This window comes from Streptomyces sp. Isolate_45 (assembly GCF_024721315.2).
Taxonomy (GTDB): domain Bacteria; phylum Actinomycetota; class Actinomycetes; order Streptomycetales; family Streptomycetaceae; genus Streptomyces.
This window is the reverse complement of record NZ_JANFAK020000069.1, coordinates 1-22,263: the sequence shown is the minus strand read 5'-3', so window position 1 is coordinate 22,263 and position 22,263 is coordinate 1. Positions and strand designations below refer to the sequence as shown.

At 73.8% G+C, this 22,263-nt stretch carries 18 protein-coding genes; 5 read left to right on the top strand and 13 right to left on the bottom strand.

Features of this window, described 5'->3' with window-relative positions; all coding sequences use genetic code 11:
* Positions 1-61: 61 nt before the first annotated feature.
* From NOD94_RS22155 to tdh, 3 genes are all read right to left on the bottom strand, one after another.
* Positions 62-976, bottom strand: a complete 915-nt coding sequence (locus NOD94_RS22155) for a LysR family transcriptional regulator (protein WP_281207780.1) — start codon at positions 974-976, stop codon at positions 62-64.
* Between the two features lie 12 nt (positions 977-988).
* Entirely contained in the window at positions 989-2,197 is a 1,209-nt protein-coding gene (locus NOD94_RS22150; RefSeq protein ID WP_281207779.1) for a glycine C-acetyltransferase, read from the bottom strand.
* 103 nt (positions 2,198-2,300) lie between these two features.
* The gene (tdh, locus tag NOD94_RS22145) at positions 2,301-3,329 is read right to left on the bottom strand and encodes an L-threonine 3-dehydrogenase (protein WP_281207778.1); all 1,029 of its coding nucleotides are present in this window, start codon (positions 3,327-3,329) and stop codon (positions 2,301-2,303) included.
* A gap of 214 nt (positions 3,330-3,543) precedes the next feature.
* On the opposite strand from tdh, the gene NOD94_RS22140 reads away from it, so the two are divergent.
* Entirely contained in the window at positions 3,544-4,461 is a 918-nt protein-coding gene (locus NOD94_RS22140; RefSeq protein WP_281207777.1) for an alpha/beta hydrolase, read from the top strand.
* Between the two features lie 61 nt (positions 4,462-4,522).
* Here NOD94_RS22140 and NOD94_RS22135 read toward each other — a convergent pair whose 3' ends face one another.
* Complete coding sequence (locus NOD94_RS22135) at positions 4,523-5,251, bottom strand: class I SAM-dependent methyltransferase (protein WP_281207776.1); 729 nt, start codon at positions 5,249-5,251, stop codon at positions 4,523-4,525.
* A gap of 125 nt (positions 5,252-5,376) precedes the next feature.
* Here NOD94_RS22135 and NOD94_RS22130 point away from each other — a divergent pair, with 125 nt between their 5' ends.
* Positions 5,377-7,545 carry a SpoIIE family protein phosphatase gene (locus NOD94_RS22130; protein ID WP_281207800.1) on the top strand — a complete coding sequence of 723 codons (2,169 nt, stop codon included), beginning with the start codon at positions 5,377-5,379 and terminating at the stop codon, positions 7,543-7,545.
* 10 nt (positions 7,546-7,555) lie between these two features.
* Here NOD94_RS22130 and NOD94_RS22125 read toward each other — a convergent pair whose 3' ends face one another.
* The 3 genes from NOD94_RS22125 to NOD94_RS22115 all read right to left on the bottom strand — a co-directional run bounded on the left by NOD94_RS22125 (position 7,556) and on the right by NOD94_RS22115 (position 11,609).
* Positions 7,556-8,920: a serine hydrolase domain-containing protein gene (locus NOD94_RS22125; RefSeq protein ID WP_281207775.1), complete on the bottom strand. Its 1,365-nt coding sequence runs from the start codon at positions 8,918-8,920 to the stop codon at positions 7,556-7,558.
* Positions 8,921-9,184: 264 nt separating this feature from the next.
* Positions 9,185-10,987, bottom strand: a complete 1,803-nt coding sequence (locus NOD94_RS22120; protein WP_281207774.1) for a glycoside hydrolase family 15 protein — start codon at positions 10,985-10,987, stop codon at positions 9,185-9,187.
* A gap of 46 nt (positions 10,988-11,033) precedes the next feature.
* Entirely contained in the window at positions 11,034-11,609 is a 576-nt protein-coding gene (locus NOD94_RS22115; protein WP_281207773.1) for a DoxX family membrane protein, read from the bottom strand.
* Between the two features lie 110 nt (positions 11,610-11,719).
* Between NOD94_RS22115 and NOD94_RS22110 the strand changes: the two genes are divergently transcribed.
* Together NOD94_RS22110 and NOD94_RS22105 are read left to right on the top strand one after the other, a co-directional pair.
* Complete coding sequence (locus tag NOD94_RS22110) at positions 11,720-12,184, top strand: MarR family transcriptional regulator (protein WP_281207772.1); 465 nt, start codon at positions 11,720-11,722, stop codon at positions 12,182-12,184.
* A gap of 17 nt (positions 12,185-12,201) precedes the next feature.
* Positions 12,202-12,492: a YkvA family protein gene (locus NOD94_RS22105; RefSeq protein ID WP_281207771.1), complete on the top strand. Its 291-nt coding sequence runs from the start codon at positions 12,202-12,204 to the stop codon at positions 12,490-12,492.
* A 123-nt stretch (positions 12,493-12,615) separates the two neighbouring features.
* On the opposite strand, the gene NOD94_RS22100 is transcribed toward NOD94_RS22105, so the two are convergent.
* The 6 genes from NOD94_RS22100 to NOD94_RS22075 form a co-directional block, all read right to left on the bottom strand.
* Positions 12,616-13,254 carry a fasciclin domain-containing protein gene (locus NOD94_RS22100; protein WP_281207770.1) on the bottom strand — a complete coding sequence of 213 codons (639 nt, stop codon included), beginning with the start codon at positions 13,252-13,254 and terminating at the stop codon, positions 12,616-12,618.
* 117 nt (positions 13,255-13,371) lie between these two features.
* Positions 13,372-14,940 carry a molybdopterin-dependent oxidoreductase gene (locus tag NOD94_RS22095; protein ID WP_281207769.1) on the bottom strand — a complete coding sequence of 523 codons (1,569 nt, stop codon included), beginning with the start codon at positions 14,938-14,940 and terminating at the stop codon, positions 13,372-13,374.
* Positions 14,941-15,307: 367 nt separating this feature from the next.
* On the bottom strand, positions 15,308-15,943 hold the full coding sequence (locus tag NOD94_RS22090) for a hypothetical protein (protein WP_281207768.1): 636 nt from the start codon (positions 15,941-15,943) through the stop codon (positions 15,308-15,310).
* A gap of 51 nt (positions 15,944-15,994) precedes the next feature.
* A complete protein-coding gene (locus tag NOD94_RS22085) occupies positions 15,995-17,128 on the bottom strand; it encodes a hypothetical protein (protein WP_348652345.1) in 1,134 nt (377 codons plus the stop codon).
* Between the two features lie 145 nt (positions 17,129-17,273).
* Positions 17,274-18,722 (bottom strand): NADH-quinone oxidoreductase subunit NuoF family protein, encoded by a 1,449-nt coding sequence (locus NOD94_RS22080; protein WP_281207767.1) that lies wholly within the window; start codon positions 18,720-18,722, stop codon positions 17,274-17,276.
* The gene (locus NOD94_RS22075; RefSeq protein WP_281207766.1) at positions 18,719-20,182 is read right to left on the bottom strand and encodes a hypothetical protein; all 1,464 of its coding nucleotides are present in this window, start codon (positions 20,180-20,182) and stop codon (positions 18,719-18,721) included. Before NOD94_RS22075 ends, NOD94_RS22080 begins: the two co-directional genes overlap by 4 nt.
* A gap of 580 nt (positions 20,183-20,762) precedes the next feature.
* On the opposite strand from NOD94_RS22075, the gene NOD94_RS22070 reads away from it, so the two are divergent.
* The gene (locus NOD94_RS22070; protein WP_281207765.1) at positions 20,763-22,049 is read left to right on the top strand and encodes a PucR family transcriptional regulator; all 1,287 of its coding nucleotides are present in this window, start codon (positions 20,763-20,765) and stop codon (positions 22,047-22,049) included.
* Positions 22,050-22,263 lie beyond the last annotated feature (214 nt).

Here is a 22,263-nt window from a genome sequence, read left to right as displayed (position 1 = left end):
CCGCACCGCCGCCCCGTCGGCGTCGCCGGCGGTGCGGTCCCTGCCGTCGACCCGGGGTCGGTCAGTGCGCCGGCAGCCGCTCCGCCTCGCGGACCAGGGCGGCGAGCACCGGGGCGATCAGCGGGTGGGACTCGGCGCCGCGCCGGGTGGCGGCGAAGACCCGGCGGGTGGCGGCGGGCCCGGCGACGGGCAGCACGCGGGCCTCCTTGAGGTCCATGCCGCGCAGCGCCGAACGTGGGACGAGGGCCACCCCGGCCCCGGCCCCCACCAGGGCGGTGACGGCGCGGAAGTCGTCGGAGGAGTGCACGAACCGGGGCTGGAAGCCCGCCAGTTCGCAGGCCAGCAGGGTCACGTCGTAGCAGGGGTTGCCCGGGTGCTGCCCCACCCAGTCGGCGTCGGAGAGGTCCGCCAGCGCCACGGTGGGCAGGTCGGCGAGGGGGTGCCCGGCGGGCAGGACCGCGTCGAAGGGTTCGGCGTACAGCGGGAGGACGGACAACCGGGCGTCGTCGGCGCCGGGTCCTCCCCGGTACTCGACGGCCAGGGCGACGTCCGCCTCCCCGTCGAGCAGCATCGGCAGGCTCTGGTCGCCCTCGGCGTCCCGGACGCGGAGCCTGATGCCCGGGTGTTCCCGCCCAAGCCGGGCGATGGCGGGGGCCAGGACCTCGGCGATGCCCGTCGCGAACGCGGCGACGGTGACCTCGCCCGCCGCGCCGCCCGCGTACGCGGCGAGTTCGGCCTCGGCGCGCTCCAGCTGGGCCAGCACCTCGTGGGCGTGCCCCAGCAGGATCTCCCCGGCGGCGGTGAGCCGTACGCCCCGGCCGCTTCGGGTGAGCAGGACGTGTCCGGTCTCCTGTTCCAGCGCGGCGAGCTGCTGGGAGACGGCGGACGGGGTGAGGTAGAGGGCTGCGGCCGCGGCGGTCACCGTACGGTGGTCCGCCACGGCCCGCAGGATGCGCAGCCGGCGGGGGTCGATCACGCCCCCATGATGTCAGCCCCGATCAGCGACGAGAGCCGCGCGGGCGTCCACGAAGGCGGCCACCGCGCGCTCCACGTCGGCCGTCGAGTGGGCCGCCGAGAGCTGGACGCGGATGCGGGCCGCGCCCAGCGGGACGACCGGGTAGGAGAAGCCGATCACGTACACGCCGCGCTCCAGCAGCAGCTCCGCCATCTTCGCCGCCTCGGCCGCGTCGCCGATCATGACGGGGGCGATGGCGTGGTCGCCGGGCAGGATCTCGAAGCCCGCCTCCGTCATCCGCGAACGGAACAGCGCGGTGTTCGCGGCGAGGTGCTCGCGCAGGTCACCGGCCGACTCCAGCAGGTCGAGGACCTTGAGGGAGGCCGCCGCGATGACCGGGGCGAGGGAGTTGGAGAAGAGGTACGGGCGCGAGCGCTGGCGCAGCAGCTCGACGATCTCGGCGCGGGCGGCAACATAACCGCCGGAGGCTCCGCCGAGGGCCTTGCCGAGGGTGCCGGTGATGATGTCGACGCGGTCCATGACGCCGTGGAGCTCGGGGGTGCCGCGGCCGCCGGGGCCGACGAAGCCGACGGCGTGCGAGTCGTCGACCATGACCATGGCGTCGTACCGCTCGGCGAGGTCGCAGATCTCGGCGAGGGGGGCGACGTAGCCGTCCATGGAGAAGACGCCGTCGGTGACGACGAGCTTGCGGCGGGCGCCGCCCTCGGTGGCTTCCTTCAGGCGGGCTTCGAGCTCGCCGAGGTCGCGGTTGGCGTAGCGGAAGCGGCGGGCCTTGGACAGGCGGATGCCGTCGATGATCGAGGCGTGGTTGAGGGCGTCGGAGATGACCGCGTCCTCGGCTCCGAGCAGGGTCTCGAAGACGCCGCCGTTGGCGTCGAAGCAGGAGGAGTAGAGGATCGTGTCCTCCTGGCCGAGGAAGGCGGACAGCCGCGCCTCCAGCTCCTTGTGCACCTCCTGGGTGCCGCAGATGAAGCGGACGGAGGCCATGCCGTAGCCCCAGCGGTCCAGTGCGTCCTTCGCGGCGGCGACGACCTCGGGGTGGTCCGCGAGACCGAGGTAGTTGTTGGCGCAGAAGTTGAGGACCTCGCCCGGGGCGCCGCCCGCGGTCACGGCGACGGCGGCGTTCTGCGGGGTGCCGATGACACGCTCGGGCTTGTGCAGGCCCGCGGCGCGGATCTCGTCGAGGGTGGTGCGCAGGTCGTCGCGGACGGACTCGAACATGTGCGGTGCTCCTTGTGCGGCGAAGGGGGGCCGGGCCCCGCGGAGGGGGGAGGGTGTGCGGGGCCCGGCCGGAGGGAGATGGTCTCGGGGGGCCGGTCCGGCGCTACGCCGTCCAGTCCAGGATGATCTTGCCGCTGCGGGCGGTGGCGGCCTCGTCGAAGGCGGCTTCGAAGTCGCGGTGCGAGTAGCGGCCGGTGATGACCGGGGACAGGTCGAGCCCGCCCTCCAGCAGCACGGTCATCGCGTACCAGGTCTCGAACATCTCGCGGCCGTAGATCCCCTTGATGGTGATCATCGAGGTGACGACCTTGGCCCAGTCGACGGCGAACTCCTGCGCCGGCAGGCCCAGCATGGCGATGCGGCCGCCGTGCGTCATGTTGTCGATCATGTCGCGCATGGCCTCGGCGCGGCCCGACATCTCCAGGCCGATGTCGAAGCCCTCGCGCAGACCCAGCTGTGCCTGGGCGTCGGCGATGGAGGACTCGGCGACGTTCACCGCGAGCGTGGCGCCCGCCTTGCGGGCGATCTCCAGCCGCTCCGGGCTGACGTCGGTGATGACCACGTTGCGCGCGCCGGCGTGCCGGGCCACGGCCGCCGCCATGATGCCGATCGGGCCGGCGCCGGTGATCAGGACGTCCTCGCCGACCAGCGGGAAGGACAGCGCGGTGTGCACGGCGTTGCCGAACGGGTCGAAGATGGCCGCCACGTCCAGGTCGACGGCCGTGCGGTGGACCCACACGTTCTGCGCGGGCAGGACGACGTACTCCGCGAAGGCTCCGTCGCGCCCGACGCCGAGACCGATCGTGCTGCGGCACAGGTGGCGACGGCCGGCCAGACAGTTGCGGCACCGCCCGCACACCAGGTGGCCCTCGCCGCTGACCAGGGCGCCGACCTCGATGTCGCGGACGTCCGCGCCCAGGGCCGCGACCTCGCCGACGAACTCGTGGCCGAGGACCAGCGGGGTCCGGACCGCGCCCTGCGCCCAGCCGTCCCACGCGCGGATGTGCAGGTCCGTCCCGCAGATGCCGGTCCGCAGCACCTTGATCAGCACGTCGCCGGGGCCGTACTCGGGCTCGGGAACGTCCATCAGCCACAGCCCGGGCTCGGCCTTGTGCTTGACGAGTGCCTTCATGGGGTGGCTCCAGGCATGCGGAAGGGGGCGCCGGGGCCGGTGGGGCCCGGGTGGCGTCGTTGACGTGCACCAATGTGCCGATTCGGACGGTGATCAGTCCATCGAGACTTTCTTAAGCGGGTCGACAGCGCAGCTTCACGCCTATGCTCCTCAGGTGACGGGGCAGGGGCCCGGGACCGGGGCCCGGGGCAGGGGAAAAGGGGAGGTGAGGGGCGTGCCGAGTCTGCGCAGCAGGGCGCTTTCGGCCGCGCTGATCGCGACGGGGCGGCGAAGACGGTTCGCCAGCGCGGAAGCGGTACGGGCCCGGGTGGCGCAATCCTCCCGCCGGCCGTCGTCGCACCTGCCGCCGCGGTCGCTGGGCCGGGTCGCCGAGGTCTCGCGGACCTTCGTCGGGGCCTGGCCCGTGTACGACGTGTCCCCGCGCGGGGAGGAGCCCGTGACGCGGGTGCTGTACGTGCACGGCGGCGCGTACATCAACGAGCTGGTCCGGCCCCACTGGTCGATGATCCGCACCCTGGTCACCCGGGCGCGGGCCCGGGTCGTCGTACCGGCGTACATCCTCGCCCCGCGCGGCACCGCCGACCGGACGGTCCCGGTGGCCGCCGACCTGCTGAGCGGTCTGATCGAGGACGGCGGCGCGGGCGGGACGGTGCTGATCGGGGATTCCGCGGGCGCCGGGCTGGCCCTGGCCGCCGCGCAGCGGTTGCGGGAGCGCACCGGTGCGCAGCCGTCCCGGATCGTGCTGATCTCCCCCTGGCTGGACCTGACGATGAGCCATCCGGGCCAGGCCGCGATCGAGGCGGGCGACCCGATGCTGGCCCGGCCGGGTCTGGTGGAGGCCGGCCGGCTGTACGCGGGTGTCCTCGCCGCCGACGATCCCCGGGTGAGCCCGTTGCACGGCTCCTTCTCGGGGCTCGCGCCGATGACGGTGTTCACCGGCACCCGTGACGTGCTGACGACCGACAGCCGGGAGCTGCTGCGCCGCGCCCGCGAGGTCGGGGTGGACGTGGAGTGGCACGAGGAGCCCGGCCTGCCGCACGGCTACCCCCTCATGCCGGTCCCGGAGGGCCGTGCGGCCCGGGACCGGATCGTGGAACTGGTGCGGCTGTCGGCCACGGACGGCTCTCCTTGAATCGGTGCCGGCGGGACCCCGGCCGGCGCGGGGCCGCCGGCAGCACCGGACGGCCGCCGCGTCAGGCCGTGCAGGTCATCAGGGAGCTGACCGGCCAGGCGCGGTAGGCCGTCCAGTAGGCCTCGTCGCGGGAGGCGTCGGCGGGCGGGGTGCGGCTGGGGTGCCAGCCGACGGTGGTGAAGCCGGCGTCGACGGCGGCTTCGGCGAAGTCGGCGTGCGCCCATTCCCGGTACTCGAAGTGCAGCGGCGGTTCGGTCAGGAACTGCGCCTTGAGCAGCGCCGGCGCGTCGCCGTCCGCTACCCGGTCGAGGATGCGCATCCCGTACGGGGACCAGTCCACGCGCGGGAAGGCGCCGGGGTTGCGGACGAGGGAGAGCAGCCGGCCGCCGGGCCGCAGGTTGGCCCGGATTCCCCGGAACATCGCGTGCAGGGCGGTCCGGTCGGGGGCGTGGCTGAACAGGTAGACGGCGGTGGCGAGGTCGAAGGGGCCGAGTTGCGGCATGGAGGCCGCGTCGGCGACGACGTACTCCACGGTGCCCGGGGCGCCCGCGCCGTGCCGCTCCCGGGCCAGCCGGACGCGGTCGGGGCAGTTGTCGACGCCGACGGTCCGCCGTGCTCCGCCGCTCATCAGCAGCCCGGCGGAGCCGCCGTGGCCGCAGGCGACGTCGAGGGTGTCGAGGTCCCGGACCCCGCCGAGGGCGTCGAGGGCCGTGCGGAGCGTGAAGGCGTCGGCCGCCGAGAAGGCCGCGCCGGGCGCGGGGTGCGCGAGGGTGTCGTACGGCTGGTGCATGCCGGCATGCCTCCCCGCCGCAGGCCCGGGTGACGGCCGCGCCGGCGGGTGCGTCCCTCGGACGGGGGAGGCGTTCGGGTCAGTCGGTAAGGCGTACGGGGCGGGTGCGGCGGCGCGCCGCCGGGATGCAGTGCCCGGCGGCGAGGGCGCATGCTGACTGTGTGACGGCGAGACCGGACAGCGGCGGCCCAGCCTCCGACGCCACGGCCGGGGTGCTCGCGCGTGCCACCGTCGGCGCCGTGAAGGACCTGGGCGGGTTCGCGGGTGGGGTGTACCTGCGCTCGGACAGCGAGGGCCTGCTGCGGATGGCCGTGCTCGCCGGACTGCCGGGCCGGCTGTTCCGGCCCTGGTGGCGGATGCATGTGAACCGGCCGTACCCGGTCGCCGAGTCCTACCGCTCCGGCCAGTCGGTGCACCTGCACGACGGCGAGGCGTCGATGCGGCGGTTCCCCCAACTGATGGCCGGCCTGCCCTTCACGTTCGCCTCCCTCTACGAGCCCGTCACCGCCGGGCCCGAGCGGTTCGGAGTGCTGCTGGTGATGCGCCCGGCGACCCCCGGGGTGCCGGTCGGGACGGAGGACCGGGACCGGCTGCGCAGGGCCGCCGATCGGCTGGCCTGGGACCTGGCCGCGCTGGCGGCCCGCGGCGAGCGGATCTCCTGGAACACCGACCCGATCTGCCTGCCGTCACCCATGCCTCCCGGGGACGCCCGGGAGGCACTGGACCACCTCGCGCAGGCGGTCCTGTCCGTGGACCGGCAGGGCCGGATCGGCTTCGCCAACACCGCCGCCCAGGAGCTGCTCGGCGTGGGCGAGACCCTGCTGCGGGGCCGGCTCCTGTGGGAGGCGCTGCCCTGGCTGGGGCACCCCGCCTACGAGGACCACCTCAGGGCCGTGTTCATGTCCGGCGAGCCGGTCCACTTCGCCGCCCGGCGCACGGCCGATCCCGAGCAGGACTGGCTGTCGGTGGGCCTGCTCCCGGGGCCCGGCGGGGTGACGGTGACCATCGGCGCCGCCGAGAAACCGGCCTACGCGCCGGGGTCGGTGACCAGTCCCGGCTCCGGGCTGGGTTCGCCGGCAGACCGCGCCGCGGCCCTGTACCGGCCGGTGGCCCTCGCCATCGCCCTGACCGAGGCCGTCACCGCGCGCCAGGTGTCGGCCGTGGTCACCGACGAGCTGCTGCCCGCGTTCGGCGGCCGCCAGCTGGCCATCTACCTCCTGGACGAGCGGCACCTGTACCTCGCCTGGGAAACCGGCTTCCCCTCCGGCTTCCTCGACCGCTTCGACGGGGTCTCCCTCGACGCACGGCTGCCCGGGGTGGAGACCCTGACCTCCGGCCGGCCGATGTTCTTCGAGTCGATGCAGCACCTGGCCGAGGCCTACCCGGGGATCCCGCTGGACGCGGACGTCGGGGCCCGCGCGTTCCTCCCGCTGATCGCCTCCGGCCGGCCGGTGGGCTCCTGCATCCTCGGCTTCGACGCGCCGCGCGGCTTCAGCCCCGAGGAGCGTACGGTCCTCACCGCGCTGGCCGGTCTGATCGCCCAGGCCCTGGAGCGGGCCCGGCGCTACGACAACGAGGCGGCGCTGGCCCGCGGGCTCCAGGCGGCCCTGCTGCCGCACCGGCTGCCGGTACTGGGGAACGTGGCCACCGTGGCCCGGTACCTGCCCGGGACCGACGGCATGGACGTGGGCGGCGACTGGTACGACGTCATCATCACCGGCGCGGGCCTGCTGGCCCTGGTCATCGGGGACGTCCAGGGCCACGGGGTGTCCGCCGCCGCGACCATGGGCCAGCTGCGCAGCGCCGTACGGGCCTTCGCGCTCAGCGGCAACACGCCGGAGGAGGTGATGCGGGGCACCAACCAACTGCTGATCGATCTGGACCCCGGACAGTTCGCCAGCTGCTGCTACGTCCTGCTCGACCCGGAAACCGGCCGCGCCCTGGCCGTCCGAGCCGGCCACCCCCAGCCGTTGCTGCGTCACGCCGACGGCCGTACGGAGGTGCTGGACCTGCCGGGCGGGGTGGTCCTCGGGATCGACGCCGGCGGGGACTATCCGGTGACCGAGCTGCGGCTGGAGCCGGGCGCGGTGCTCGCGCTGTACACGGACGGGCTGGTGGAGACACCGGGCACGGACATCGACGCGGGCGTGGAACGGTTGCGGGCGGCCCTGGCCGCCGCCCGGCCGTCCCCGCTGACGGAGATGGCCGACCGGCTGGTCGGCGAGGCCGGCAGCACCGCCGACCGGCCCGACGACATCGCGCTCCTCCTCGCCTCACGCACGGGAACCGCGTAGGCCGGGGCGCCTACTCCGCGCGCTGACCGGAAGCCGCCGGCCGGGTCGCGGCGTCCGTGGCGGTCGGGGCGGTCAGGGCGTCGGGCAGGCGCGGGAGGACCCGGGGGGCGTCGGTGCGCGCCGTGGGCGCGGTGCCGCCGCACAGGGCCTGGTCGAACAGGGCGGCCTGGGCCGCGTCCACGGGGTGCGGTACGGGATTGCCGTCGGGATCGGTGCGCTGGTAGCCCGTCAGGTTGAAGCCCGCCGCGTACTGCCGTTCGCCGTCGGCGGTGGACATCGCCGTGGTGGTGGCGCCGAAGACGCCGCCGTCGTGTCCCCAGACGGGGCCGCAGGGGGTGTCCAGGCTGTAGATGCCGAGTCCGTAGCGCAGCAGGACGGTGCCGTTCTCGTCGTGGTAGGGGACGGTCGTGCGCATCTCCCGCAGTTGCGCGGCCGGCAGCAGACCGCCCTGGAGCAGGGTCCGGTAGAAGGTGTTGAGGTCCTGGGTGGTCGAGATGAGCGCGCCGGCCGTGCCCGCCATGGTCATGTTGTACTCGCCGAAGTCGCGCGGCGGGGTGAGGACGCCGCCGAATCCCTCGTACATCCGTGAGTGCGGGCCCCTGATCCGCGGGTCGGTCCCGGGGAACCAGGTGTCGCGCAGCCCGGCGCGGCGGATGACGTCGCGGGTGATGACGCGTTCCGGGTCCTGTCCGGTGACCTTGCGGAGCACCTCGCCGAGCAGGATGTAGTTGGTGTTCGAGTACGACCATGACGTTCCCGGTTCGAACAGCTGCGGGAGGTTGACCCCGTACCCGGCCAGGGTGGCCGGGGAGATGGTGCGGTGGCGGAACTCCTCCAGGCTGCTCGGTGACCCCTGCTTCACCGACGGGAAGGCCTCCGCGATGTAGTCCGCGATGCCACTGGTGTGGTTGAGCAGCATCCGCACGGTGATCTTCCGGCCGCGTTCGCCGGGCACGAGTTCGGGCACGTGGTCGCCGACGGGGGAGTCGAGCCGGATGCGCCCGGCGGCGCTCTGCTGGAGGACGGCGACGGCGGTGAAGGACTTGGTGACGCTGCCGACCCTGTGGCGCATGTCGGGGGCCGTGCGGCGGCCCGTGTCGACGTCCGCGAGGCCGGTGGCGCCGGTCCACCGGGCCCGGCCGTCGCGCACCGACGCGTACGCGCCGTACATGCCGGCCGCGTGGACCGCGTCGAGCCGCTGGGCCAGCGCCCGCCGGTCGAGGCCGTTGTGTCGGGACACGGCCGCGGGGTCGTCGGTCCCCGCGGCGGGAACCGCCGCCGCCGTTCCGGCCGTTCCGGCCAGGAGGGCCAGGGCGATGCCGGTGGCGGCGGTGGTGGCGCGTAACCGGCCGCGCCGGCCGTGGTGTGAAAGCACAGGATCTCCCCGAGTACGGGCGGCCCTTCGCGGGGCCGCCGTTCGACCTTGTGCCTCGATTCTTCCGAGTCGCCGGGGGCCGCCCATCGTCCGGGGGAACGATCCCGGGGCCCGCCGCATGGGCCCCCGGTATCAGGGGCGCCTCCCCCGTTCGGGGCTCTTGACGCCGGGCGGAGCGGGGCCCGGGGGGCGGACGGCCGGGTCGGACGCCCTGGTTCGCCGGTCCGCCCCGGGGCGGCCGCGTCCGGAGTCAGCGCTGCCGGGTCACTGCGCCACGTCCCTCCCGGCCAGGGTCAGGGCGCTGTTGACGAGGCCGACGTGGCTGAACGCCTGCGGGAAGTTGCCGAGTTGGCGTCCGGCGACGGGGTCGTACTCCTCGGCCAGCAGGCCGACGTCGTTGCGTACTTCCAGGAGTCGTTCGAACAGTTCGCGGGCCTCCTTGCCGCGGCCCGTCATGTGCAGGGCGTCGACCAACCAGAACGAGCAGGCCAGGAAGGCCCCTTCGTCACCGGGCAGCCCGTCGACGGACGGGCCCTCGGTGGTGTAGCGGCGGACCAGGCCGTTGCCGCCCAGCTCCGCCCGGACCGCGTCGACGGTGCCGATCACGCGCGGGTCGTCGGGCGGCAGGAAGCCGACCCGGGGGATGAGCAGGGTCGCAGCGTCGAGCTCGCGCGAGCCGTAGTACTGGGTGAAGGTGCCCCGCTCGGCGTCGTAGCCGTGCTCGCACACGTCGGCGTGGACCTCGTCCCTTATGGCCCGCCAACGCTCCACGTCGCCCGGGATCCCGGGGTCGCGTTCGATGGTGCGGACCGCCCGGTCGGCGGCGACCCAGGCCATGACCTTGGAGTGCACGAAATGGCGGCGGGGGCCGCGCACCTCCCAGAGGCCCTCGTCTGGGCGGCGCCAGTTCTTCTCCAGGAAGTCGAGGAGGGCGAGCTGGATCCGCCAGGCGTGCCGCTCGGCGGGGAGTCCGGAGGACCGGGCGAGGTGGAGGGAGTCGATGACCTCGCCGTACACGTCGAGTTGGAGCTGGTCCACCGCGGCGTTGCCGACGCGCACGGGCGCGGAGGAGGCGTACCCGCGCAGCCACGGCAGGTCGGTCTCGGGGATCCGTCGCTCGCCGGCGATCCCGTACATGATCTGGAGGTCGGCCGGGTCGCCCGCCGCGGCCCGCAGCAGCCAGGCCCGCCAGGCGCGGGCCTCGTCGAGGAACCCGGTGGCGAGGAGGGCGCCGAGGGTGAGCGTGGAGTCGCGGAGCCAGCAGTAGCGGTAGTCCCAGTTGCGGACCCCGCCGAGCTCTTCCGGCAGGGAGGTCGTGGCGGCGGCGACGATGCCGCCCGTCGGCGCGTACGTCAGGCCCTTGAGGGTGATCAAGGAGCGGGTGACGGCCTCCTTGTAGGGGCCCTCGTAGTGGCACTGCGAGGACCACGCCCGCCAGTCGGCGAGGCTCTGTTCCAGCGCCGCGTACGGGTCCACGGGCTCCGGGCGCGGCTCGTGCGAGGGGTGCCAGGTCAGCACGAAGGCGACCTTCTCCCCCGCGTCGACGGTGAACTCCGAGCAGGTGCTGTTCTCCTCGCCCCACGTGCGGACGGGCGGCTCGCTGCGGAACCAGGCCGAGTCGGGACCGGCGACGGCGACCCGGTCACCCTCGCTGCGCCGGACCCAGGGGACGACGTGGCCGTAGTCGAACCGCAGGCGCAGCGTGCTGTGGAGGGTGACCCGGCCGGTTACGCCCTCGACGATCCGCATCACGTCGGGTGCGGTGTCGCGCTGCGGCATGAAGTCGATGACCTTGACCGTGCCGTCGGACGTCTCCCAGTAGGACTCCAGGATGAGGGAACTGTCGACGTAGGCGCGGCGCGTGCACGGTTCTCCGTCGGCGGCGCCGGTCGGGGCGATGCGCCAGTGGCCGTTCTCCTGGTCACCGAGGAGGGCGGCGAAGCACGCGGCGGAGTCGAAGCGGGGCAGGCACAGCCAGTCGATGGACCCGTCGCGACCGACCAGTCCGCTGGTCATGAGGTCGCCGATGAGTGCGTAGTCTTCGATCGCCTGTGTGGGGTGCGTCATTCATCCGCTGTTCCCCCAATTTCCCGGGGCCAATCAGCCCGACCGATCAGTTGCGCACGAGGAGTGTCACCGCCGCGAGGACGACGCCCAGGGCGAGGGCGAACGCGCCCTGCTTCAGGCCGTGGGAGCGCAGCGCGGCCACGGGCAGGACGCGGTCGACGGCGAGGCGGCCGGGACCGGTGAGGGTGAGGGCGGCGGCGGCCACGGCCAGGATCAGCTCGTACTCCATCCCCTTGGGCGCGAAGAAGGAGCCGGTGCCGTGGACGGCGATGGCGTTGATCATCGTGCCGGTGACGGCCGCTCCGGCCAGCGGGGTGAGCAGGCCCGCGGCGAGACCGAGGCCGCCCAGGGTCTCGGTGAGGCCGGCAAGGACGGCCATTGCGTCGCCCGCCGGGTAGCCGACGGAGGTGAAGAACCCGCCGGTGCCGCTGAGTCCGCCGCCGCCGAACCAGCCGAAGAGCTTCTGGGTGCCGTGGGCCGCGATGGTCAGGCCGAGGACGAGGCGCAGGAGCAGCAGTCCGGCGTCCTGGGGTGCGGTGACGGCCGCGGGGAGGGCGGCGGTCGGGTGAGCGGCCGGTGCGGTGGCCGGGGCCTTCGTCGAGGTGGCGGAGGCGCTGGTCATGGGGGGTTCCTTCCGGTCGGGCCGGCCCGACACGGGTTGTTCAAATTCGAACCGGCTGCCCCGACCCTAGCTACTGATTCAAATTGGAACAACCCGTGTAGGCTTGAACCATGGACGGGACGAGATGGCTGGACGAGCGCGAGATGCGGGCCTGGAACGGCTTCCTGGCGGCATCGGCCCTGGTGAACCGGCGCCTCGACCAGCAGCTCAAGGACGACTCCGGGTTGTCGCACCCGCAGTACGAGATCCTCGTCCGCCTCGCCGCCGCGCCCGGCCGCGAGCTGCGCATGACCGAACTCGCGAACGGACTGATCAACTCCAAGAGCGGGCTCACCTACCAGGTGACCCAGATGGAGAAGGCCGGGCTGGTCCGGCGCCGCAGCTGCCCCTCCGACGTCCGCGGGGTCTTCGCCGTCCTCACCGACACGGGGCTGGCCCGGCTGGAGGAGGCGGCCCCCGGGCACGTGACCACGGTCCGGGAGATCCTCGTCGACGTCCTGACCCCCGAGCAGCTCGACGCGCTCTCGGCCGGACTGGGGGAAGTCGGCCGCCGGTTGCGGGAACAAGGCGCCTGAGCGGGTAAGGGGATCCCATGGACGGAAAAGTCTGGCTGGTCATCGCGGCGGTACTCGCCGTCGCCCTGGCGATCGCGGCCGCGGTACTGCTGGTACGGGTGTTCGCGGCCCGGAAGCTGCTGTTGGACGCCGGGATCCCGCTGCGCGACAAGGCCCTGTTCTGGGTCGCGGTCGTCTACACCATCTCCCCGGTCGACCTGATCCCCGACCCGGTCTACCTCGACGACGTGGGCGTGCTCCTGCTCGCCCTGCGTTCCCTCCACGCGGCGGCCCAGGCCGCCGGAAGGCCCACCGACCGGATCGCCTGACGGCTCGGGGCCGCGATCGCCCGACGCCTCGGAACCGTACGCAGGACGCTGCGCGGCCCGTTCCCCGGGGCCACGCAGCGTCCGTACGGGCGCGCCGCGGTGGGCGCTCGCGTACCGCCCGCGCTACTTCGGCATCAGGACGGTGTCGACGATGTAGACGGTCGCGTTGGCCGTGGGCACGTTGCCGCAGACGACCGCGGAGCTGCCGTTGACCTTGTAGGACTCACCGGAGCCCGCCGTGGTGATCTTGCCGGTCTCCAGGGTGTCGAAGGAGCCGTTCTCCAGCTGGCGGGGAGCCAGCTTCTGGCCCACGACGTGGTAGGTGAGGATCTTGGTGAGGGTGGCCTTGTCGGCGAGGACCTTGTCGAGGTCGGCCTTCGGGATCTTGGCGAACGCGTCGTTGGTGGGCGCGAAGACGGTGATGTCCTTCGCGTTGTTCAGGGTGTCGACGAGTCCGGCCTGCTTGACGGCCGCGACCAGCGTGGACAGGGCCGGGTTGTTCGAGGCGGCGGTGGCGACGGGGTCCTTGGCCATGCCGTCGAAGCTGCCCGCGCCGTCCTTCGGCACGCCGGCACAGGCCGGGCCGAAGGGGCCGTCCGCGGCGGCGGAGGCCTCCGGAGTGGCCGCCTGGGAGGCGGTGGTGTCCGCGGCCGGACCGGCGGCGGAGTCCTTGCCGGACTCCGAGCAGGCGGCGAGGGCGAAGGGAAGGACTGCGGCCGCGGTGACGGCAACGGCGGTACGACGGAACTGACGGGTGTTCATCACGGTTCTCCTATGGACTTTCACGATCGGAAAGGAACGGTCTGGAAGGGAAAGGACGGGGAGGGAAGGAATCGGGAGGGGCGGACGGGGACGGGTGGTCAGGGGCGGTGGCCGGACTCAGGCGACACTGACGACGACCGAGTGCCATCCGCTGGCGCCGTCGGGGATGGTCCGCGCGCGTTCCTCGGTCTGGACCGCGCCCGTGCCGTCGGTGGCGCGGACGGTGAGCGTGTGGCCGCCGGGCGTGGCCTTCCAGGGGTGGGACCACTGGCGCCAGGTATCGGTGCCGGCCTGCGCGGCGAGGTCGGCGTACTGCCAGGGGCCGTCGTCGATCCGGACCTCGACGTGCCGGATGCCGCGGTGCTGGGCCCATGCGACGCCGGCGATGGTGACGGTCCCGGATGCGGGCCGGGCGAAGGGTTTGGGGGTGTCGATGCGGGCCTGCGTCTTGATGGGCGCCTTGCGGGCCCACTTCCGCTTGACCCAGTAGGGGTCGTAGGCGTCGAAGGTGGTGAGTTCGAGGTCCTCGATCCACTTGCAGGCGGAGACGTACCCGTACAGTCCCGGGACGAGCATCCGCACGGGGAACCCGTGGGTGAAGGGCAGCGGTTCGCCGTTCATGCCGACCGCGAGCATCGCGTCCCGGCCGTCCATGACGTCCTCGACGGGCGAGCCCAGGGTCATGCCGTCGACCGAGCGGGCGACGAGTTGGTCGGCGGGACCGTTGTCGGAGGGCGGCCGGACCCCGCATTCGCGCAGCAGGTCGGCGAGCGGGACGCCGAGCCAGCGGGCGCTGCCCGCGTACGGACCGCCGACCTCGTTGGACACGCAGGTCAGGGTGATGTCGCGTTCGATCAGGTCACGGGCCAGCAGGTCGGCGTAGGTGTAGGTGCGCGGGCGTGGCACGCCCTTTCCGTGGACGCGCAGGCGCCACGTGTCGGCGTCGACCTTCGGAACCACCAGCGCGGTGTCGACCCGGTAGAAATCCGCGTTGGGGGTGGTGAAGGGGGTGATGCCCGGGACGCGCAGCGCTACCCCGCGGGGCAGCGGCGCGGCCGGTGAGGCGGGGGCGGGCAGCCGGACCGCGGCACGGGACGCCTCGGCGCCCCGGCCCCGGGAGGAGTTCAGCCCGCGCCCGAGGGCGCCCGCCGCCGTCGAGGCCAGCGCGGCGGCCCCCGCGGCGACGAGGAAGCCGCGGCGGCTCCAGCCGTCCGCCCCGGCGGTCTCCTCCCGTACGGCGGGCAGCCGCCCGACCAGGAAGTACAGCAGTCCGGCGCCGACCAGGGCCCCCACCAGGGAGGGCAGGGCATCGGCCGGACCGGCGGAATCGGGGCGGTTCAGGGCCGCCGCGCCTGCGACCAGGCCGAACAGCAGCACCCCGGCGGCGCCGGTGCGCCGATGGCGCAGGGCCAGCAGGCCGAGCGCCATCGCGAGGAGGCCGAGGGTGACCAGGATCCCGAGTTGCAGGACCAGCTTGTCCGCGGCCCCGAACTGGCGGATCGCCCAGTCCTTGACCGCTGCCGGGGTCCGGTCGATGGCCGCGCCGCCCACCGCCGTCACCGGACCGGCCTCGGGGCGCACGGCGGCCGAGACCAGCTCGGCGACCGCCAGGGCCGCGTAGCCGGAGAGCAGGCCGCTCAGCGCCGCCGGGGCGGTGCGGGCGAAGGTGCTGCGGTTGATCCTCACACCGGGTCTTCGGCACCATCCGGTCGGCGGATTGGCCATTCAGCCACCCGAGTGACATCCGACCCGACGTTGACGCGTGGAACGCGGGCTCAGCGGTGCTGGTCCACCAGGACCGGACTGCCGTCCGGGTCGATGATCAGGAAGCTGCCCGGGCGGCGGCTGGGCGGACGGAGAACGCCCCAAGATCCATGACCGCTCCGCTCGTTGATTGCGCGACGTACCGCTCGACCGGGCCGGTCTCCGGGCGGGGCCGGGGTTCCGCCCACCGGGACGGCGGACCGCTCCGCACGGACCGAGGACTCCCACCGGGGTCCCGGTAGGAGGACCCCGGTGGGAGGTACGGGTGCGCCCCGCGGGCCGACCGGGCTCAGGGCCCGGCGGGGCCCGCCGGGGCGGAGCCGGAGCCCTGGCCTCCGGCGGCGTGACCCTCCCCGCCGTGACCTCCGGTGTCGTGGCCCTCGGCAGCGGGGGCCTCGGCGCCCTGGTCCCCGGCAGCGGGGGCCTTGGCGTCGTGCTCCCCGGGGTGGCCCTCCGCCGGTCCGGACGCGGCGTGCGAGGCACCGTTCGCGACGGTTCCGCCGAGGCGTTCGCGCAGGGGTGCCAGGGCTTCGGCGGAGGCGGCGGTGACGACCCAGCGGTTCCCCACGAGGTAGGTGCCGCCGTACATCGCGGATTCCGCGAGCCACGCGCGCTGGCCCTGGTCGGCGGCGAAGGTGGTCATGCGGTAGGAGTCCTGCCCCGACCCGCACGCGGCCTCCTTGAGCTCCTCCGCGTCGACGGTGACCTCGGCCGTGCAGCCGAGGACCGCGGCGATCTCCTGGACGGTGGCGGTGCGGGCCGTGGACACCGGGCCGAGGTTTCCGGGGACGTCCTGGCGGGTGGCCGCGGCGCCCCGGTCCGCCTTCTCCTGCTGGCCGGCGCACCCGCCGCACAGCAGGGAGGCGAGCAGGACGACGGCACACGGCAGGAGGTGGCGGGCTGTGATGCGGGCTGGGTCGGACACGTCTGCCTCACTGGGGTCCGGAGCGGGCTGGGTGGACACCTCCGAAACGGACTACTGGACGGGCGCGACCTTCTTGCCGGCGTCGTTGACCGCGAACCAGAGGTTCTGCTTGCCGTGTCCGTTCGTCTGACCGGGAGCGGTGTCACCGGTGAACGTGTAGACGGGCCAGCAGTCGATCGTCAATTGCATGCTGCCGTCGGGCCGCTTCACCGATCCGATCCATTCCTGGGGAATTCCCGACACCTTCGTCTTGTCCACGACCGGTGCGGGCTTCCAGGTGTCGAGGCAGGCTCCGAGGCAGCCGAGTTTCATCGGCCACGCACTGTCCTTGTCGAACCGGTAGAGGGTGTTTCCCTTTCCGTCGACGAGAATCCTGCCGAGCTTTTCGTTGGACGCGACGGCGAGTTCGGCGGCGGCTCCGGGCTTCGCGTCGCCCGTTCCGCCCTGGCCGCCCGCCCCGGGCTTGGCCGCGTCGCCGGTCGCGCCTCCCTTGGCGTCGTCCGCCTTGTCGTCCGCCTTGTCGTCCGCCTTGTCGCCCGCCTTGTCGCCGGCCTTGTCGCCCTTCGCGCCGCCCTTGGCGTCGATGGCCTTCTTGCCGTCCGGCGCCAGCGCGTGCCAGGTGCCGCCGACGCCCTCGCCCTTCGCCTCGCCCGGCTTGGTGTCCTTGGCGTAGCGGTAGACGGGCCAGCCGGCGAGGGTCAGCTGGCGGCTGCCGTCGGTGCGGGTCACCTCGCCGAGGAGGCTCGCCTCCATGCCTTCCGACGCGGTGGCGTCGTCCGCCGGGACCGGCGGCCACACCGTGGCGCAGTCCCCGTCGCAGGAGGACTTGGGGGGCTCGGGCGTGTCCTTGTCGAAGCGGTAGAGGGTGGCGCCGGCGCTGTCGGTGACCACGCTGCCCACCGAGGCGATGGCCCGGACCGCGAGCTTCCCCGCCGCGCCCGCCTTCTCGGCGGCGGAGCCCCCGGCCTCCGATCCGTACCCGGAACCCGACCCGGCCGCGGCGTCCGATCCGTACCCGCCCGAGCCGTACGCCGAGTCGTTCCCCTTGCCGATGGCTTTTCCGTCTCCGGCCGGCTGCACGGAATTCAGATTTCCGGCGGCGTTCGTACCGCCCCCGCAGCCCGCCGCGAACATGATTACCGCGGCTACCGATCCGACAGATATCGCACGACGCTTGCTGATCACGATCACTCCTTCGGTTCCTGCCCGGCGCTTTTGCGTCCTCGGTCATTCATAGGGCCTACGGGGTCCGTCGAATTCGAATGGCCTCGAATTTGTCAGATCGCGCTAACGGCTGAACTCCATATCGCGGGGCCCGCTCACAGCGGGCTCATTCCTGGATGCGCAGGGCGAGCGCCGGGCAGCGCCGCACGGCGCGCAGGGCCTTCGGGCGCAGCCGGCCGGGTACGGGCATGACGGCCTGCGACGGGTACCCGTCGGCGTCCAGCCGTACGACCTCGGGCAGCAGGTCCACGCACAGTCCGTGTCCCTTGCAGAGCGTCCAGTCGACGACGAGGCGTTCGGGGTTCTCGTCGGCGGGGAGCGGCAGGGCCCCCAGGACGCGGCGCCCGCAGCCGCTGCCGAGTGCGTGGTCGCGCAGTTCCTCGGGGAAGGTGGCGAGCGCGGACGCGACGAACGAGGAGGTGCCGTCGGGGTGGCTGCACGCGCCGCGGCCGCGTACGGCGCGCATGCGGGCCTCGACCGCCTCCAGGGCGGCGCTCCCCCCGCCGCCCACGATCTTCTCCACGGCGTCGGCGAGGGAGGGCAGCCCCCGGACACAAGGTCCGCACTGTCCCGCGGATTCGTCCGCCATCCAGCGGGTGACCCGGGCGACCTCGCCCGCCGGGCAGGTGTCCTCGGGCAGCGGGAGGACCGCGCCGGCGCCGAGGACCGCGTCGTACGCGGCGAGGGACTGGCGCGACAGCGCCGCCGAACGGGCCGCGGCCGGGGTCAGCCACCGGCCGTGGTAACCGCCGACGAGCACTCCCTGGCCGGGATCCGATCCGCACAGTTCCAGTACGTAGGCGAGGGAGGTACCGGTCGGCACCTCGACGGCGGTGGCGCCGCCGACGGTGAGCATGATGGTGCCCGGTTCCGCGGGAATGCCGACTTCGCAGTAGGCGTCGGCGCCGAGTCGGGCGGCGACGGCGAGCTGGGCGTAGGTCTCGGTGTTGGAGAGCAGCGTGGGCAGGCCGCCGAGGCCCCGGTCACTGGTGCGCACCTTGCGCCCGGACGGGAGGGCGGGGCCGCCTTCGATGCCGTTGATGAGGGAGGTCCCCTCGCCCGTCACGAAGCGTTCGGGGAGGCGGGCGACGCGGACCCGGCTGCCGACCGGGCCGCGTTCGGCGATGGCGGCGCGCAGCGACTGTTCGACGTCGTCCCGGGTGACACCGACGACGACGTCCTCCGCTCCGAGTGCGGCGGCGGCCAGCAGCGCCCCGTCGAGCACCAGGTGGGGTACGTGCAGCAGCAGGGCGGTGTCCTTCAGGCAACTCGGTTCCCCCTCGCTGCCGTTGACGACGACGGCGGTACGGCCCTCGCGGGCGGCCGCGGTCCGGGTGACGGCCCGGAGCTTGCGGGCGAAGGGGAAGCCCGCTCCGCCGCGACCCCGCAGGTCGATGCGCTCGGCCAGTCGCGTGAGCTCGTCGGAGCGGTACGGGGGCAGCGGGCCGTGGACGCTCAGGTGGGCCTCGCGGTCGAGGCGCGTCGCGGTGTCGAGTCCGGCCAGCAGGCGGGGCTGTCCGACGCAGCCGAGGGCCGGCCGCGTGACGCCGGTCATGCGCGCCCCCGCCCGCCGTCGAACGGGGCGCCGGCACGATCGTTCGTGGCGGTGGGGCCGCCGGGGACGAACATCATGGCGTAGGGGGCCCGTTCGGGCCCTGTCGGCGGGGCGGCCCGCGCCGCCACCACGGGGCCGACGGCCCCCGTCGGTATGAGCAGGGTGTCGGCGAGCGGGTCCGCACCCTGGGAGAGGATGCCCGGCAGCGGGATGACGGGGGGCGCGGCGAACTGCTCCCGACCGACGGGCTGTCCGGCGAACGAGGGCGGAAAGCCCGGCGCGGCGGCGGGGGGTTGGACGAACCCGGAAGGTACGAACCCCGGGGGTACGAACCCCGGCTGCGCGAAGGCGGTTTGGCCGAAGGCGGGCTGCCCGAAATCGGGTTGACCGAAGTCGGGCTGCGCGGGACCGGACTGGCCGAACACGTTCTGCCCGAACGCGTTCTGTCCGAACACGTTCTGTCCGAAGGCGTTCTGGACGAAGGCGGGCTGGGCGAAGGCGGGATCGGCGGGGGCCGGCTGCGGGAAAGCGGTCGGGGTGTAGGCCGGTTGGGCGGGGACCGGCGGGGTGAACGGGGGCTGTGGGGAGGTGGCCTGCCCGGCGGGGGCCTCGACGTACGTCGGGATCCGGGTGGTGGCGGCCTCGGCGAACGCGGTCCGCACGGCTTCCCGTTCGGCGTCGGGGGATCCCGAGCGGCGGTCCAACTGCCTCGCGAGGCGGGCCGTGAGCCGCTCCCCGGACTGCTCGGCGGGCTGGCGCACGAAGGGCTTCGGGTTGCGCGGGGGCGCCTGCCCGGGGGACTGCGGAGCGGAGGGCTGCGGGGCGGGGCGGGCCGGCGCGGCGCGCAACCGCGCCCGCATCCGCAGGAAGAGGACGCCCGCCACGCCGGCCAGGCACAGCCCGTAGGCCACGGTCACCCACGCACTGGCCGGGCGTCCGGCCTTCAGGCCGTGCACCAGCGAGGCCCCCCAGGCCGGGTACGCGCCCATGTGCAGGGCCCGCCACCACATGGACCGGCCCTTGGTGGCGAAGGCGCTGCGCACGGCGCCGGAGACCGCGACGGAGACGAAGAGGTAACCGGCGAGGGTGCCCAGCCCGATGAGCACGGGCTGTTCCCGGTCGGTGAACGGAACGAACGCGGCGCCGGCCTCGGTCTGCGATTCGGCGATCTTGACCCAGACGTGCAGGGCCAGGAAGCCGAGCCCGGAGACGGCGAGTCCGCGGTGGGCGCCCTGCGCGAGGATCCGGTGACCGGACGTCAACAACGTACGGTCCGTGGCCGCGAGTCCCCACAGCACGGCGGAGGTGAGCGATACGAGGGAGAGGACGCCGGCGCCGTAGTCGAGGAAGTCGAACAGGCGCGTCAGCGCGCCCGCCCTGGCCGCGACGCCCAGGGCGAGCAGGGCGGCGAAGGCCGCGGCGCAGACGGCGGCGGGGTGCGGGCCCCCGGCGGCGGACAACAGGGGCGGGCGCCGGAAGGCCCTTCGGCCACCGGCCTCCGCGGGGGCCGCACCGGCATGCCGTCTGGTGCGTCGGGCCCGGTGAGAGCGTGGCGTACGGGTCTGGGACAGGGGCATCGGGTTCTCCCATACGCCCGGGCCCGAGCACTCCACCTCGCACTCGGCGCCCGGGGGTAGTCGTCGGAACTGCTCCGCGGCGGGCGGGAGATGGATGCCTCGCCGGCCGGGAGCGGGGGCCGGAGTGCAGAAGCATCGTGGAGGTTCGCAATCCCTCCACAGTATTTATCTAATCGTGACAACTTCTCGCGGCCACGGCATCATCAGCTCGAACACCCCCGGAAGATTCCCTTCCAACGGTGCGGTGCCGACCTGGCTCACGTCTTGTCGGCCGCCACACCTACCCGTCGGCAAAATCGAGGCAAAGTCGCGGGACTGCAAGTGGATGGCACGCTCCTGGAGGGAGTAGAGGTGCTGGACTCCCCTCTCGGCACTGGCGCCGACGGGGGGAGGGAGGCAGCTTCCACGAGGCTGGTCACCCCTCCACGGGACAGGCCGTACCCCGGCATGAACGAGGTAACAAATGTGCGAACTTCTGAACCGCATCTGGTCCCGCCCCCGCGGCGAATGGACCCGCGTCCTACGAAGGGAACTACCCGCGCTGGCCGCCGGAATAGTGGAGGAACTCCGGGAAGGTGTCCCCGGATTCGCCGAACTGGTGGAGGACGTCGGCGAGGAGGTGGTCAGACGGCAGGTGGAAGCGGGCCTGCTCACCACCCTCGGCTACCGCGAGTCCACGGCAACGCACCACGACCGGCCGGTGGAAGGGGAGAAGGAGGGGGACGGGAGCATCGACCAGGAGCCGGCGCGCGCGCCGGCCGGCGCCGACCGCGGCCCGCTGCGCCCCGGTTCCCGCTCCGGCCCCGGCTCCGACTCCGACTCCGGCTCCGGCTGCGACGGCGGGGCGGGTCACGATCCCGGACGGGGCTCCGACCGGGAGGACCAGGTGACGTCACATCGGCGCGGCCGGTCCGCCCCGCTGACCGTCGTCCCCACCAGCGGGCCCGGCCCGGCCACCGAACGTGCCCGGCGCGAGCTGTTCACCGCCCTTACGGGTGACATGTCCATGTCTGACCTGGCTTTGGCCGAACTGGCCGCGGCGGCCAACTGGCCCCTCCCACCGGCGGTCCGGGCCATCGCGATGACCACCATCGGGGAAGTCCAGCAATTGGCCGCCGCTCTGGACGACGGGCTCCCAGGGCTGGCCGGCGCCCAGCCCTGCCTGCTGGTCCCCAGCCCCGAGCCCGAGGCGCGCACCGCCCTGGAGGCCGTACTGCGCGGCCGGGTCGCCGCCGTCGGCCACCCCGTCGCCGTACGGGACACCGCCTCCTCACTGCGGTGGGCCCTGCGGCTGCTCACCCTCACCCCTGCCCGCGCCGGCCTGGAAGCGCGGGCGGTCTTCGTCGACGACCACCTCTCGACCCTGCTGCTCCTCCAGGACGAGCCACTGGCCCACGCCCTGGCCGCCCGCTGGTTGCGGCCGCTCGCCAGCCTGACCCCCCGCCAGAGCGAGCGCCTCGAAGTGACCCTCCTCGCCTGGCTGGAGGGCGGCGGGGCACCCGAGGCCGCCAAGGCCCTGAGCGTGCACCCCCAGACGGTCCGCTACCGCATGCGCCAGCTGGAGAAGCTCTTCGGGCCCGGACTGCGCGACCCCCGTACCCGTTTCGAGCTGGAACTGGCCCTGCGCAGCCGCCGCCTCATGGCCCAGGTCCGGCGCCAGCACTCCCGGGTCGGCCGCAGGGCACGCGCCGTCGCCACCGATTTCGGACCGCTCGGCGTGGGCCGCATGGCCCGCGTGAACGGCCTGTAACCCTCCCCCACACCGATCCCCCACCTCCCCCCACAAACTTCCCGGCGCCCGGCCCCTCCCCGAGGGACCGGGCGTCGACGTGTCCCCCGGCCGGGCACCCGCACCAGCCGGTCCCGCCGGAGCCCGGGGTGGAACGTACGGCGGCGGCGATGCGCACACGGCCGGGGGCGCGGGCCCGGCGGCGCGACCTCCCCGTCACGGCCGCGGAGTCACG

Excerpts from the sequence above, each read along its gene's own strand:
- NOD94_RS22115 (WP_281207773.1), bottom strand. The coding sequence starts at position 11,609 with ATGACCAGCGCCTCCGCCACCTCGACGAAGGCCCCGGCCACCGCACCG.
- NOD94_RS22080 (WP_281207767.1), bottom strand. The coding sequence starts at position 18,722 with ATGACCGGCGTCACGCGGCCGGCCCTCGGCTGCGTCGGACAGCCCCGC.
- NOD94_RS22130 (WP_281207800.1), top strand. The coding sequence starts at position 5,377 with ATGCAGTGCCCGGCGGCGAGGGCGCATGCTGACTGTGTGACGGCGAGA.
- NOD94_RS22100 (WP_281207770.1), bottom strand. The coding sequence starts at position 13,254 with ATGAACACCCGTCAGTTCCGTCGTACCGCCGTTGCCGTCACCGCGGCC.
- NOD94_RS22150 (WP_281207779.1), bottom strand. The coding sequence starts at position 2,197 with ATGTTCGAGTCCGTCCGCGACGACCTGCGCACCACCCTCGACGAGATC.
- NOD94_RS22110 (WP_281207772.1), top strand. The coding sequence starts at position 11,720 with ATGGACGGGACGAGATGGCTGGACGAGCGCGAGATGCGGGCCTGGAAC.
- NOD94_RS22120 (WP_281207774.1), bottom strand. The coding sequence starts at position 10,987 with ATGACGCACCCCACACAGGCGATCGAAGACTACGCACTCATCGGCGAC.
- tdh (WP_281207778.1), bottom strand. The coding sequence starts at position 3,329 with ATGAAGGCACTCGTCAAGCACAAGGCCGAGCCCGGGCTGTGGCTGATG.
- NOD94_RS22105 (WP_281207771.1), top strand. The coding sequence starts at position 12,202 with ATGGACGGAAAAGTCTGGCTGGTCATCGCGGCGGTACTCGCCGTCGCC.
- NOD94_RS22135 (WP_281207776.1), bottom strand. The coding sequence starts at position 5,251 with ATGCACCAGCCGTACGACACCCTCGCGCACCCCGCGCCCGGCGCGGCC.
- NOD94_RS22070 (WP_281207765.1), top strand. The coding sequence starts at position 20,763 with ATGTGCGAACTTCTGAACCGCATCTGGTCCCGCCCCCGCGGCGAATGG.